The following is a 13,632-nucleotide window of genomic DNA, read 5'->3' on the forward strand; positions in this document are numbered from 1 at the left end:
GAAATCTCCCGATCCAATCCGGCAGCTCTTCTTGCTCTCACTTCGGCAATTTTGCAGATTTCGTGCGGAGCCAATAGGCAATCCGAGGCGCGGTATAGTGGCTTTGCAGTTCACTTGGGATGCGACGGCTGAAGTAAAACACACCGTCCTTAACAAAGGTGAACGTGGGCGAATTGGTCTCCGACATGGTCTACGGCTCGTAGCAGTGGCTACGAGCTGGAGCGAAACCTATGTGTTATCTGGATCAATGGTGCCCCCACACGGACTCGAACCGCGGACCTACTGATTACAAATCAGTTGCTCTACCAGCTGAGCTATAGGGGCACTTGCGGCGCAGGCATACCCAGACCGGGCCAATCGTGCAAGAGGCTTTTTTACCTGTTTGCACGCGCCAGCAGGCCAACCGCAAACAAGCCCACCAGGATCACCAAAATCGCCGGGGGGGCCGCGCCTCCGATGTTTTCAAGACTGGCCTGTTCGTGCACCCGTGTCGCCAGCGTATCAAAGTTGAACGGACGCAGCAAAAGCGTCGCGGGCAGTTCCTTGACGCAGTCCACAAACACCAAAAGCAACGCCGAGGCGACCGAGGAGCGGATCAGCGGATAGTAGACCGCGCTCAGCGTCTGCCCCTGTGTGCGGCCCAGCGACCGCGCCGCAAGCGCGAGATTCGGCGACACCCGGCCCATGGCCGCATCCGCCGCCCCCTGCGCGATTGCAAAGAACCGCACGCAGTAGGCCAGCACCAGCGCAAAGGCCGATCCGGTCAGCACAAGGCCGATGTCATAGCCGCTCACACGTTCGATAAAATCTGCCAGGGTGTGATCGATCCCCGCCAGAGGGATCAGGATGCCGATCCCCAGCACCGCCCCCGGCGCCGCATAGCCGATGGTCGTGACAGGCAGCAGCAACCGCGGGATCTGACGTCCCGACAGCCGCACGCCGTAGACCAGAAAAATCCCCCCCGCCACCGTGATCAGCGCCGCGATCCCGCCCACCGTCAGCGTGTTGCGCATGGCCGCAATCAGCGCTGGATCGTTCCAGCGTGCGCCATTGTCCAGCACATGGCTCAGCAGCACCCCGACCGGCAGCGCAAAGCCAAACAGAAACGGCAGCGCGCAGATCACCATGGTCGCGATACCGGCGAACCCTGGCAACCGCCGACGCGGGACCGGGCGATGACGCGACGACAGGTTAAAGAACCGCATCCGCCGACGGCTCGACTTTTCCAGCGTGACCAGCAGGATCACCAGTACCAGCACGACACAGGCAATCTGCGCCGCGCCGCCCGCATTGCCACCTTGCAGCCAGACGCTGAAGATACCCGTGGTCAGGGTCTGCACGGCAAAGTAGTCGACGGTGCCGAAATCGTTCACCGCTTCCATCATCACGATGGCAACACCTGCGGCAATCGCCGGACGGGCCAAAGGCAGGCCAACGCGATAGAACCGCCCCCATGCGCCTGCCCCCAGCGACTGGGCCACCTCTTCGGCGCTGCCGGACTGTTCACGGAACGCGGCCCGGGCCAGCAGATAGACATATGGGAAAAGCGATGCCGCCAACACCAGAACCGCCGCCCCCATCGATCGGATCTCGGGGAACCAGTAGTCCCGCGCCGAGGACCAGCCAAAGACATCGCGCAGGGCGGTCTGCACCGGTCCGGCATATTCCAGAAAATCGACCAGGGCGTAGGCGCCCATGTAGCCGGGGATCGCCAGCGGCAAAAGCAGCAGCCATTCCAGCCAGCGCCGCCCCGGGAATTCATACCGGCAGATCATCCAGGCGGTACCGGTGCCGACCACCGCCGACAACAGCCCGACCAGGGACATCAGGATGGCCGTGGTTTTCACATAGCGCGGCAGGGTGGTTGAAATCAGGTGCGGCCAGATGTTGTCCGACGGGAACAGCGCGATCCAGACCACCGCAAGGATCGGCCCGACGACGATGGCGGCAATTACAATAGCGCCAATCGACCAGGGGCTGGGGCAAAATCTGGCAAGACGCCGCAGCAACGTCGCCGGGCTGTCAGAGGTGTCGGTCACGGACATGGGCGGACGGGCTCCGATGCAAATACGGGGTCACATGGCATGACAAGCCGTATAGGGCAGCGCGCGCGTTTCAAAAACCCCCCGGTTACCGAGGATCTTTCACACTGGCTCGCAGGGATCGGGTCGCCGTGGCGATATGGAAACGTAGCGATCCACAGCTTTGCGCGGATCACATCCAAGCCCGACCGCATTCCTGTGCGCCGCCCCCTCGCACAGAGGATGAACGGCGGCGTTCAGCCACTGAACGCCAACGAACGGGGACGAGTCCGGGCAAACCCATACGGCAGCCATATCAAAACCATACGGTTTCCATACGCTTACCATATGCCGGTTTACGACATGCCAAGCGCTTCCTTGTACATCTCCATCACCGCTTCTTCTTCGGCGATATCGTCAGGCTCACGCTTGCGCAGTGCAATTACCTTGCGGATAACCTTGGTGTCGTAACCACGGCCCTTGGCCTCGGCCATGACCTCTTTCTGCTGGTCGGCGATGTCTTTCTTTTCCTGATCAAGCCGTTCAATACGCTCGATAAACTGGCGCAATTCATCTGCCGTCACGCGATAGGTTGCATCTGCTTGCTCGTCACTCATCTGCTCTCTCCTGGGCGATTGGCCCTCTCGATAGCGCGGCCCGCCCACCCCATCAAGGGGTTGCGGCAGCACCGGCAATGAATTACCGCGCGCATGTATAACGGGATGAAAGGCAGTCTGATGGATGTTCTGATCTGGACGGGTGCAGCACTTTCGGTGCTGGGACTTGTCGGACTAATGTGGTGCATCGTCAAAGTCGCCCGCGCCCGCCGCGCCGGGCTGTCGGATGACGAGTTGCGCGCCGCCGTGCATCGGGTGCTCCCTTACAATTTCGGCGCGCTTGGCCTGTCGGTCATCGGGTTGATGATGGTCATTCTTGGGATATTCCTAGGCTAACGCCTGACGTGCAGCCACGCCCATGCCAGATTCCCGCCTGACAAGCGGGGGCGCATCCGGACCAAAGCCTGCGGTATTTGCGTTGACAGGTGCCCCGTCCCAAACGCCGCAAGCCGTCTTATATCGAAAGCGACCGCCATTCACCCGGCCCTTAAATGCCCCGCCTTGATGCCACAACCCGCTCAGATGGGCATGTTGTCGAAAAAATCTTCCGCCTCTTCCTGGCTCTGTTGCCTGTGGCGTCCGACAGTGCTGCGCGGAACGGATCCATTGAAACCGAGTGTCAGAACCATCCGTTCCAACCGGGAAATCATGTCCTTGCGCGTGTCGGCATCGACCTCCGAAATATCGTTTTCAAGTGCGTCAATCCGGCGCTTCAGGGTCTGTTTGGTCATGATAATGCCTCCCTATGGTATGTCGTTCTCACTGGTTCAGTGCCGATAGACCTGTTGCCCACCGATCTACACGTCAAGCTGCCGGTACACCTCTTGCCCGCGCGGATCGCGCGGCTTTGAAATGGAATCGGCGTGGAAACCGGTATGCGCCCTCTCCTGCGGGCACACGCCCTTAACGTGTGTACCACGATGCGACGTCATAGCGAGTCGATCAAGACTTTCGTCGCGGTTTTTGCTTCAAATGATCAGAATTGTGTCAGATCGCCTGTGCCACCAGCCGAAATATTAACGGGCGACGCGAAAAGTGCTTGAAACACATTCAATTTTCATTATGTGTTGACGGAATTAGGAGTGTTGAACATGAAACCAGACGTAACAGGCTTTTTCGACGACGCGACGAACACAATTTCCTATGTCGTGAAAGACCCGGAAGGCAGCGCATGCGCGATCATCGATTCCGTTCTGGACTTTGATCATGCCTCTGGTCGCACCGACACCCGCTCGGCGGACAGGATTATTGCATACGTACAGGATCACAACCTTGACGTGCAGTGGCTGCTGGAAACCCACGTACACGCGGATCATCTTTCGGCCGCCCCCTACATTCAGGAAAAGGTCGGTGGCAAGATCGGTATCGGCGACCGCATCACCGTGGTGCAGGAAACCTTTGGCAAGGTCTTCAACGAAGGTACTGAATTCCAGCGCGACGGGTCACAATTCGACGCCCTGTTCAAGGAAGGCGACAGCCTGCACATCGGCCAGCTTCGGGGCGACGTTCTGCACACACCGGGCCATACACCGGCATGCCTGACCTACGTCATCGGCGACGCGGCCTTTGTGGGCGACACGCTTTTCATGCCGGACTTCGGCACCGCACGCTGCGACTTTCCGGGGGGATCCCCGACCACCCTCTATGAGTCTGTGCAAAAGATCCTGTCACTGCCCGACGCAACCCGTATCTTTGTCGGTCACGACTACAAGGCACCGGGGCGCGATGACTACGCTTGGGAAACCACTGTTGCGGCGGAAAAGGCCAGCAACGTGCACGTCGGCGCGGGCCGCGGTCTGGACGATTTCGTGGCAATGCGAAGCGCCCGCGACGCACAGTTGGGCATGCCGAAACTGATTATCCCGTCGTTGCAGGTGAATATGCGCGCGGGCCACATGCCGGATGCGGATGCGCAGGGGAACGTCTTCCTCAAGGTGCCAATAAACAAACTGTAAGCCTGCGGGCTTTGAGGAGTGATCATGGAAATGGACTGGATCCGTGGCCTGCTGGGCGGGCTACTTATCGGCACGGGCGGCGCGGTTTACCTGCTCGCCAACGGGCGGGTCATGGGGGCAAGCGGCATCATCGGCGGAATGATCGACGGCACGGGGCGCAATACCGCCGCGGAACGGCTGAGTTTTCTGGCCGGGGTGATCGCCCTGCCCCTGCTGCTCACGCTGGCCTTTGGCGGCGTGGCCACCCATATCACCAGCAATCTTGCTGTGCTGGTCGCGGCGGGGCTGTTGGTCGGTATCGGCACGCGCATCGCCAATGGCTGCACCTCTGGACACGGGGTCTGCGGCATATCTCGGCTTAGCCTGCGCGGCATCGTCGCCACCTGTTTCTACATCGGCGCCGGGGGCATCACCGTATTGTTTTTCCGCCACCTGCTGGGAGTGATCTGATATGCGCAATCTCTTTGCCCTGCTGGCGGGCAGCCTTTTCGGCGCCGGTCTGCACATATCCGGCATGACAGACACCACCAAGGTGCAAGGCTGGCTGGACATATTCGGCGCCTGGGATCCGACGCTGGCCTTTGTCATGGGCGGCGCGATCATCCCCATGGCCATCGCATGGCAACTGGCCCGCATACGCAAGTCGCCACTGGTCGGCGGGACCTTTCCACCACCCTCGGAACCCCGGATCGGTCGCAATTTGGTCATCGGGTCGGTGCTCTTCGGGATTGGCTGGGGATTGGCGGGCATGTGTCCCGGCCCCGCCATCGCGTCGATCACTTATGGTGGCCCTGGTGTCATTGTATTCATAGCGGCGATGCTGGCCGGGATGTGGCTCGCGCCAAGGATGCGGTCCTATCTGGACAGCGCCGTTCCGGCAGAGTAATTGAATCACATGCAAATCCGTCAAATCACACCTAAATACCACGTCTCACCGCAGATCAGCGTCGAGGATGTTCCGGCGATCAAAGACGCGGGGATCACGACCGTGATCTGCAACCGCCCCGATAGTGAGGTTCCGCCCAGCCATCATGCGACAGCGATCAAAGCCGCCGTGACAGCGGCGGGCCTGCAGTTCAAGGAATTGCCGCTGACGCACCAGACGATGACTCCGGAAAACATAGGCCAGCATGCGGCATTTATCGAAGGGTCCGAAGGGCCGGTTCTGGCATATTGCGCATCAGGCACGCGCAGTTCTGTCGTCTGGGCGCTGGGACAGGTTGGCACGCAGGACACCGATACGATTTTAAGCTCGGTGTCCAAGGCGGGCTACGATCTTGAAGGTTTGCGGCCGACACTGGAAAACCTGCGCGAAAGCTGACCGGAGCGCGCTGCGTTTCTGCGGCCTCTTTAGGCTGACCCCCGAGAGGCATCCGACCGGCTGCAGTGTTGCCTGAACCTCAGGCCGCTCAACGGTTAAGGCGTTGGCGCAGACGGTCGCTTATTTGTCATCCCATTCCGTCTCCATCGCGGCCATTGGGAAATCCTCACCGCCCTCTTCCATAGCGTCGGCATCGAAATCAAAGTCTCCTCCGCCGCCAAATTCCGTGTCGAAATCCAGCGCTGGCAGGTCGGGCAGATCTTCTTCTGCTTCGGAGAAGTCAAAATCTGCGCCAGGCAGGTCAATTTCCGTTTCGGGCAGATCCATCCCACCGCCAAAACTGAGTTCGCCAATATCTTCTTCGGGGGGCGCGGCAAAATCCATCACCGCATCTTCCACATCCGCCTCAGCCTCCAATTGCTGAACACGTTTGATCCCGGGAGGGAGGTTCAGGCGGATGGCACGAAAGCCGTTCATCTGCCCCAAACGCCCCGCGGCAAGTCTGTGACCCTTTGCAGCCACCAGCTCGGCCTTTTCCAGCGCCTTGTCAGGCAACTCGATAAGATCACCGGGCCGCAATGCACTGGCCTTGCTCAGCGGCATCCGGATTCGGGCCAGAATCGCCTCGATATGGGCGGGTACAAGCATCATGCGCGGCTCATGCGGGCCGGGTTCCGACGCGGCCGTCGGATTGGGTGCAATGGAAATCTCGCGCTCGGGCAGCATGATCTGTATTTCGCCCCGGCGTGTCCCGGTGTCCAAATCCAATGTGACGCGGAAGGCACGGAACGTTGCCGCTTCAAGCAGCAGGCTCGCGGTGCGTGCATCCTCGACAATGGCACCAAAACGAAATCCGCTGAGCTGAACAAGATCAGGATGCCCCGCAAGATTAGATTCGAAACGTTCCAGCGTGCCGTCGATCAAGGGTGCCATCATGGCAGCGTCTGTCGGCGTCAGCGGCCGATCCTCGATCGGCATCCGGGTAACTTTTGAAATGGTCTGAATCTCGATCATGCCGGTCATGATCTCGCGGTCGAAGGAGGCAAGGCCACGCGCGCCTTCGGGTCCTTCCATGAGAACCAGCAACAGCCCGGGCGCAAGCATCTCGATACACCCGTCCTGATCAAGAACTTCCTGCTGGACCCCTTGGGTGACCAGCGCCAATTCCCACAGAACTTCAGATGTCCGGCACAATGCCAGGCGCAAGGCCTTGGCAGGCGACATGGCGCGGGCCTCAAAGGCCCGGCGCGAGGCGCTGGCCTTCTGGCCCAGAACATCCTGTCTTGCCGCTTCACCCATAGTTCAAATTGCCCATTTCCTGGCTGTCTGCCTTCAGGTTTATGCGCAAATTTGGTTACCAACAGCTTTAACAGAACAACCTAATTACGCAGGCACGACAAAGTTCCTGGGCAGCTCGACCCTGAATGCCGCCCCGCTGCGCCCCGGCAGATAAGTGATATGACCACCCAGCCGGGTCATGATCTGTCGGCTGATGGCCAGCCCTAGGCCCGCACCGCCCGCCTGTCGGTCGCTGACACGCGCGAATTTTTCAAAAATCATGTCCTGCGCTTCGGCGCTGATGCCACTGCCGTTGTCAATAAAATCGATCACCAGCAGGCCTTTCTCTTCGCTCACCCGAATCTCCAGTTCCGGCACGTCGGCGTCGCAATATTTACGGGCATTGGCGATAAGATTGATAAAGACCTGACTGAGGCGGTCCAGATCGGTGTTCAGCATCACCTGCTCTGCGCGTACGTCCCGGCGGATGCGCAGGTCGTGCCCGCCGTCATTGGCTGCAGCGGCCGCCCGATCAAGAAGATCGGAAAGCAGACCTTGACGCAGGTTCAGATTCACCTGCCCATTTTCGAGCACGCTAAGATCGAGCAGATCGTCCAGCAGTCGAGTCAGCCGGATCGCCTCGTCATGGATGATCGACGCATATTTATTCTGCTCCGACGCCGTCAGCCCGCTGGTGTCGCGCAGAATCTCTGAAAATGCCCGGATTGAGGTCATAGGCGTGCGTAGTTCATGACTGATCTGGCTGAGGAAGGCATCCTTTTGCACCGAAAGCCGGGTCAGTTTCTGATTCGCCTCACGTAACTGGCGGGCTGTCCGGCTTAGTTCGTTCGACTGCGTCTCAAGCCGGGAAGAATATTCCATCAGCTGGGCGCTTTCGTCTGCCACCGCCATCAGGTCTTCGACCGAGACGGACATGCCGCCGACAATCTGCCCGACCATCGCATGGGCAGTCGCGGCCCCGACCGAACCCGAAAGTTCCTTCTCCAGTGTCTCGAGGAAATCCGGGCTGGGATCTGGGAGCATGCCCCTTGCGCCCTGCCTGCGTGCCTCGCGTTCGAACAGCGCCTGCGCCTCTGGCGCACCAAGAATGCGCTGCGCCATGATCATCAGATCTTCTGCCTGCGCCACGCCGCCGGACCAACTGCGCGGCCCCCCCGAATGGTCAAAGACATTGACGAACTGCGCGCCCTGCAACCGTTCCAGCGGCGAGGGAAAACTGGCCAGCGAAAAGGTGATGAACGCAATGACGTTGAACGCAATGCTCCACAGGAACGCGTGCAACAGCGGGTCAAGTCCCGAGATCCCGAACAGGGCCTGCGGGCGCAGCCAGGCCAGGCCGAACAACCCCTGGGTCATGATCATATCGGAGAGGGCGCCGTTGCCGATGCTGGGCAGGAACAGCGTATAGAGCCAGATGGCAAAGCCAATGATCAGCCCTGCCAACGCGCCCACCCGGGTTGCCCCGCGCCAGAAAATGCCGCCCAGCATTGCGGGTAGCACCTGCGCCACCCCGGCAAAGGAAACAAGTCCGATGGTCGCCAGCGCGGTTCCCCCGCCCGAGAGCGAATAATATATGTAACCAAGCGTGACGACCCCCGCGATCGACAACCGCCGGGACAACAGCACCACATGGCGCACGTCGCCCGACACGCTGGCGCCGTTGCCGGTCAGGCGCAGGAAGATCGGCATGACGATATGGTTCGACACCATTGTCGACAGCGCAATCGCCGCAACGATCACCATCGACGTGGCTGAACTGAAGCCGCCCAGGAACGACAGCACCGCCAGCCCCTCTTGTCCGGTTGCAAGCGGCACCGTCAGAACAAAGAGGTCAGGGTTTGATCCGGCGGGCAGCAGATCAAGCCCGACCACGGCGATCGGCACGACAAACAGGCTCATCAGCATGAGGTAGAGCGGAAAGGCCCAGCTTGCTGTGCGCAGATGGCCTTCATCATCGCTTTCGACCACCAGCACCTGAAACATGCGCGGCAGACACAGGAACGCGGCAGCCGAAAGCAGAGTCAGCCCGGCCCAGCGGCCGCCATTCATCTGCCAGTGCCCCAGTTCCGATGCGTCGATGCGGTCCAACGTCTGCGCCACCCCGCCGGACAGGCCCCAGACGACAAAGATTCCGACGGCCATCAAAGCGGCCAATTTCACCACCGCCTCAACCGCGATGGCCATGACAACACCGTGGTGGCGTTCGTTGGCATCCAGGTTCCGGGTGCCGAAGATCACGGTAAAGATCGCAAGACCAAAAGCGACCCAAAGCGCGGTATAGCTTCGCGCGCCTTCCTCGGGGGATGGCACCCCCGGCTGGGCGAAAACCTCAAAGCTGAGCGTGACCGACTGCAATTGCAGCGCAATATAGGGTGTCGTCCCGATCACGGCGAGGACAGTGACGCAGATCGCCAGCAGGTTCGATTTGCCATATCGCGAAGACACAAGGTCAGCGACCGATGTGATCCGTTGACTGCGCCCGATCCGCACCAGCTTGCGCAGCACCCACCACCATCCCACCATCACGATGCTGGGACCAAGGTAGATCGTGAGGTATTCAAACCCCGACCGTGCCGCTGACCCAACCGCGCCATAGAATGTCCAGGCCGTGCAGTAGATCGACAGGGAAAGCGTGTAGACCAGCGGCGCCTTGAGCCATCTCACCTGCCCCCGCAGCGCAGAACGTTCGGCGACAAAGGCCACGGAAAACAGAAAGACCACATAGGTCAGGCAAACCGCAACCAGCGCGTTAAGCGTGATCATCCCCCCGCCCCTGGCTCATCCCCGCCCAGACGCAGCCGCAGCGACACGACAAAGGCCGCCAGAATCAGCGCCATCCAGACGCCAAAGATGTAGATCAGCGCGCCTGAACTCGACACGGTCTCTTCGTCTCCAATGCTCCAGAGCAGCGGCACCGACCAGAGAAGCAGCCCCAGCACAGGCAGGAAACGGGCGGCATCCATCAGGCGCCTGAGCCGATAGGATTGCCGCTGCAGGAATAGCGGCGATCTGGGCCGATCCGGAGTCAGGTCACGGGCAGGCTCGATCATGTGGCTCCGCCGACCGGTGCCACAAGAGCGTGAACCGCGTCGAGCACTTCGGCATTGCTGAAAGGTTTTGTCATGAAGTGGCTAACACCGGCGCGTTCGGCCAGCTCACGGTCCTTGGTCTGGCCCCGCGCGGTCAGCATCAGGATCGGCAAGCCAGCAGTTTCCGGGAGTTCGCGTAATTCGCGCAGGATGTCATAGCCGCTCTTGCCGGGCAGCATCACGTCAAGGATCACCACGTCGGGCTTGCGTTCCAGCACCGCCTCGACCGCGGTGAGCCCGTTGGAATGTGTCTTGACCGTCCATCCGTCGCGTAAAAGAATAAAACTGATAGCCTCAATGATATTGGGCTCATCCTCGATCACAAGGACCTGCTTGGCCATTCTCGTTTCTCCCCCCTGATGGCATCGCGCAACTTTGTGTCGTCTTTTTGATGCCTGTGTTCTTTATCGCCTTTGCGCTGCCACCTGTCAAAAGCCGATCTGCCCCCGCCCACTCAAAATCGACGGCTCGCGGCGGGCATCGCACCCTGTACGCGGACAGATCCGACAGGTTGTGCCGACCGGCAGCGACTGATCTGACTCGGATCCCGTCTGTGGCACGATCAGCATATGGGACTGGAACAGTGGTTCCCGATTCACCTGTGCGGGGCCTGTCGGCGAGGCTATGGCAAAGGTGCGGAAGATGTGTGCCGGTTGGCCGGGCTGTTCGACGGTCTGGCCCAGCAGCATCATCGGGCGGCTCAGCGCCTGATAAAGCGGCCAGAGCGGACAGCCGGCACCGAACCGGGGCATGGCGAAATTCCTGAGCGGCTTGCGGTAAGTCAGGCTGCCCGAAGCATCGCAGATCGCCAGGCCGACCGGTTCGGGCAACACATCAGACGGCAGGCTGGCAAGACGACGCATGGCAAGACCGGTATCCACTTCGCAACGCTGTGCCAAAGCTATGGGATCGGCGCCAGTTTCCGCGACCACATCCGATAGAACCGACAACGGCAGTTTTGCGGCATCTGCGGCATAGCGGACGAAACTGCGCAGAAGCATGGCGCGTGCCGGTTCGGACCTACCGGAGCCAAGATGTTCGGCCACCTCTGCAGGCGTGCCTTCGCCGGTTTCAAGCTCGGCTATGTGATGATCCGCGGCATCGAAAATCGCATCTACCTCTTCCTGAGGCACGCTGGGGTCCGACGATGTATCCTCCGCCGCCTCAAGATAACTCACCAAGGATCGGCTCGTGTCGGCCAGACGGGCGGAATCCTCGTAGATGTTGCGGTGAAAGCGTTCCTGCCACTCTGGATCAATCTCACCCGGTTCAGCCAGAATGGATGCGGCAGAGCGGATCGCAGTCACAGTCGTAAGCATTTCATGCAGTGATGCGGCAAGGTGGGGATCGTGCGTCATGCGGTCGGTCAGGGCTTCGACAGTGCGTTCCAGAGTGGCCATGCGTTGTCGGCTATCCGCCAGCAGGTATGCCCAGCCGGGAAACCGCCCAGCGAATTCCTCCGCACGGTCCAGTTCCGCCGCCTTGCCACGTGGGTCTGATGCCGCCTCGCGCAGGGCCGCGATCAGTGTCGCCTCGGCCCCCTCAGTCAGCAAAGAGGGTTCGACATCAAGAATGCCCGCCAGATCAAGCAGCAACTTTCCGCCGATTCTGCGCCGGTTGTGTTCGATGAGATTCAGATAAGAAGCTGAAATCGCCACGCGGCGTGCCAGATCGACCTGCTTGATGCCTGCGATGATCCGCCTCTCTCTGATCCTGCTACCGGTTAGGGTGTCCCGCCCCATTGGGGAAATCCTTTCGCTATCAACGTCTTTCTGCACTGCGACATAAAAATCCTTACAAATTACAGATGGATGTTGTGCATTACTTTACAAAATTTCTGATGCTTTCAAAGCAGTTGTTGCGAAATTTTCGAACTTACCCGCATACTGAATTTGCACGTAACGGTGCACGCGTCTGTGGGAAGAGGAGCCTGCATTCGCATTTCACCAAATGGGAGGATGCTAATGTCCAAAATGAATCTGACACGTCGTGGCGTGATCAAGACCGGCGCTGTCGCCGGCGCAGGGCTCGCTCTGCCGACCTATCTTTCGGCGGCTGCACATTCGGGTTACACCAACGCCCCAACGGGCGATACTGTCACGCTTGGCTTCAACGTTCCGCAGTCCGGCCCCTATGCCGACGAAGGTGCGGACGAGCTGCGCGCATTCGAACTCGCTGTCGAGCACCTGAATGGTGAAGGCGACGGCGGCATGCTGTCGACCTTTTCCTCGAAGGCACTCGACGGCACCGGTATCCTGGGCAAGAAGGTCACATTTGTGACCGGCGACACCCAGACCAAGTCGGACGCGGCCCGTGCATCGGCCAAGTCGATGATCGAAAAAGACGGCGCCATCATGATTTCCGGCGGCTCGTCCTCGGGCGTGGCTGTTGCTGTGCAGGGTCTCTGCCAGGAAGCGGGCGTCGTGTTCATGGCGGGTCTGACCCACTCGAACGACACCACAGGCAAGGACAAGAAGGCGAACGGTTTCCGTCACTTCTTCAACGCCTACATGTCGGCAGCGGCGCTCGCGCCAGTGCTCAAGAACCTCTACGGTGCTGATCGTGCGGCCTACCACCTGACCGCCGACTACACCTGGGGCTGGACACAGCAGGAATCGATCCAGGCCGCGACCGAAGCGCTTGGCTGGAGAACGGTCAACAACGTTCTGACGCCGCTGGCAGCAACGGACTTCTCGTCCTACATCACGCCGGTACTGAACTCGGGCGCAGATGTTCTGGTCCTGAACCACTACGGCGGAAACATGGTGAACTCGCTCACCAACGCTGTTCAGTTCGGCCTACGCGACAAGCAGGTAAACGGCAAGAACTTCGAAATCGTCGTTCCGCTCTACTCCGAGCTGATGGCGAAGGGTGCCGGTGCCAACATCAAGGGCATCGTCGGCTCGCAGAACTGGGACTGGAAGCTCGAAAACCAGATGGGCGCCAAGTACACGGGCACCAACGCCTTTGTGCAGTCCTTCGGCAACAAGTACGGCTTCCCGCCGTCCCAGGCCGCCCAGACATGCTATGCGCAGACGCTGCTTTATGCGGATGCCGCGGCACGTGCCGGCACGTTCAACCCCTGCGCCATCGGCGAAGCCCTTGCAGGCTTTGAATTCGACGGTCTGGGCAACGGTCCGACCCTGTATCGTGCCGACGATCACCAGTGCTTCAAGGACGTGCTGGTCGTGAAGGGCGCAGAGAACCCCGAGGACGAATTCCACCTGGTGGAAATCGTCGAGGTCACACCGACCGAGCAGGTCACCTATGACCCCAACCACCCCATGTTTGCTGGTGGTGCTCTGGGCGCCTGCAACCCGGGCGCATAAG

General features: G+C 60.2%; 15 protein-coding genes and 1 tRNA gene. 6 read left to right on the plus strand and 10 right to left on the minus strand.

The window, feature by feature from the left end; translation table 11 throughout:
* Positions 1–37 precede the first annotated feature (37 nt).
* The 4 genes from CHB75_RS22415 to CHB75_RS13320 form a co-directional block, all read right to left on the minus strand.
* Complete coding sequence (locus tag CHB75_RS22415; RefSeq protein WP_342745309.1) at positions 38–187, minus strand: DUF6538 domain-containing protein; 150 nt, start codon at positions 185–187, stop codon at positions 38–40.
* 61 nt (positions 188–248) lie between these two features.
* Positions 249–324 (minus strand) — tRNA-Thr (locus tag CHB75_RS13310).
* A 50-nt stretch (positions 325–374) separates the two neighbouring features.
* The gene (locus tag CHB75_RS13315) at positions 375–2,045 is read right to left on the minus strand and encodes an ABC transporter permease (protein WP_089271266.1); all 1,671 of its coding nucleotides are present in this window, start codon (positions 2,043–2,045) and stop codon (positions 375–377) included.
* 332 nt (positions 2,046–2,377) lie between these two features.
* A complete protein-coding gene (locus CHB75_RS13320) occupies positions 2,378–2,638 on the minus strand; it encodes a DUF2312 domain-containing protein (RefSeq protein WP_089271268.1) in 261 nt (86 codons plus the stop codon).
* Between the two features lie 120 nt (positions 2,639–2,758).
* Here CHB75_RS13320 and CHB75_RS13325 point away from each other — a divergent pair, with 120 nt between their 5' ends.
* Positions 2,759–2,974 carry a hypothetical protein gene (locus CHB75_RS13325; RefSeq protein WP_176439140.1) on the plus strand — a complete coding sequence of 72 codons (216 nt, stop codon included), beginning with the start codon at positions 2,759–2,761 and terminating at the stop codon, positions 2,972–2,974.
* 182 nt (positions 2,975–3,156) lie between these two features.
* Here the strand turns inward: CHB75_RS13325 and CHB75_RS13330 are convergent, their stop codons facing one another.
* Complete coding sequence (locus CHB75_RS13330) at positions 3,157–3,369, minus strand: hypothetical protein (RefSeq protein ID WP_089271270.1); 213 nt, start codon at positions 3,367–3,369, stop codon at positions 3,157–3,159.
* Between the two features lie 360 nt (positions 3,370–3,729).
* Here CHB75_RS13330 and CHB75_RS13335 point away from each other — a divergent pair, with 360 nt between their 5' ends.
* From CHB75_RS13335 to CHB75_RS13350, 4 genes are read left to right on the plus strand one after another with little or no spacing between them, the layout of a single operon-like run.
* The gene (locus CHB75_RS13335) at positions 3,730–4,593 is read left to right on the plus strand and encodes an MBL fold metallo-hydrolase (RefSeq protein WP_089271272.1); all 864 of its coding nucleotides are present in this window, start codon (positions 3,730–3,732) and stop codon (positions 4,591–4,593) included.
* Positions 4,594–4,617: 24 nt separating this feature from the next.
* Positions 4,618–5,043, plus strand: coding sequence for a YeeE/YedE family protein (locus CHB75_RS13340; protein ID WP_089271274.1), 426 nt, complete (start codon positions 4,618–4,620; stop codon positions 5,041–5,043).
* A 1-nt stretch (position 5,044) separates the two neighbouring features.
* Complete coding sequence (locus CHB75_RS13345; protein ID WP_089271276.1) at positions 5,045–5,479, plus strand: DUF6691 family protein; 435 nt, start codon at positions 5,045–5,047, stop codon at positions 5,477–5,479.
* 9 nt (positions 5,480–5,488) lie between these two features.
* Entirely contained in the window at positions 5,489–5,914 is a 426-nt protein-coding gene (locus CHB75_RS13350; RefSeq protein ID WP_089271278.1) for a protein tyrosine phosphatase family protein, read from the plus strand.
* 120 nt (positions 5,915–6,034) lie between these two features.
* Here the strand turns inward: CHB75_RS13350 and CHB75_RS13355 are convergent, their stop codons facing one another.
* The 5 genes from CHB75_RS13355 to CHB75_RS13375 all read right to left on the minus strand — a co-directional run bounded on the left by CHB75_RS13355 (position 6,035) and on the right by CHB75_RS13375 (position 12,044).
* Positions 6,035–7,213 carry a FliM/FliN family flagellar motor switch protein gene (locus tag CHB75_RS13355; RefSeq protein WP_089271280.1) on the minus strand — a complete coding sequence of 393 codons (1,179 nt, stop codon included), beginning with the start codon at positions 7,211–7,213 and terminating at the stop codon, positions 6,035–6,037.
* Between the two features lie 84 nt (positions 7,214–7,297).
* Complete coding sequence (locus tag CHB75_RS13360) at positions 7,298–9,976, minus strand: ATP-binding protein (RefSeq protein ID WP_089271282.1); 2,679 nt, start codon at positions 9,974–9,976, stop codon at positions 7,298–7,300.
* A complete protein-coding gene (locus CHB75_RS13365) occupies positions 9,973–10,263 on the minus strand; it encodes a hypothetical protein (protein ID WP_089271284.1) in 291 nt (96 codons plus the stop codon). The genes CHB75_RS13360 and CHB75_RS13365 overlap by 4 nt, the downstream gene beginning before the upstream one ends.
* Positions 10,260–10,643 (minus strand): response regulator transcription factor, encoded by a 384-nt coding sequence (locus CHB75_RS13370; RefSeq protein ID WP_089271286.1) that lies wholly within the window; start codon positions 10,641–10,643, stop codon positions 10,260–10,262. Before CHB75_RS13370 ends, CHB75_RS13365 begins: the two co-directional genes overlap by 4 nt.
* A gap of 87 nt (positions 10,644–10,730) precedes the next feature.
* Positions 10,731–12,044 (minus strand): helix-turn-helix domain-containing protein, encoded by a 1,314-nt coding sequence (locus tag CHB75_RS13375; RefSeq protein WP_089271288.1) that lies wholly within the window; start codon positions 12,042–12,044, stop codon positions 10,731–10,733.
* 222 nt (positions 12,045–12,266) lie between these two features.
* On the opposite strand from CHB75_RS13375, the gene CHB75_RS13380 reads away from it, so the two are divergent.
* Positions 12,267–13,631, plus strand: a complete 1,365-nt coding sequence (locus tag CHB75_RS13380) for a substrate-binding protein (RefSeq protein ID WP_089271290.1) — start codon at positions 12,267–12,269, stop codon at positions 13,629–13,631.
* Position 13,632: the final 1 nt, after the last annotated feature.

This window comes from Puniceibacterium sediminis (genome assembly GCF_900188035.1).
Lineage (GTDB): Bacteria > Pseudomonadota > Alphaproteobacteria > Rhodobacterales > Rhodobacteraceae > Puniceibacterium > Puniceibacterium sediminis.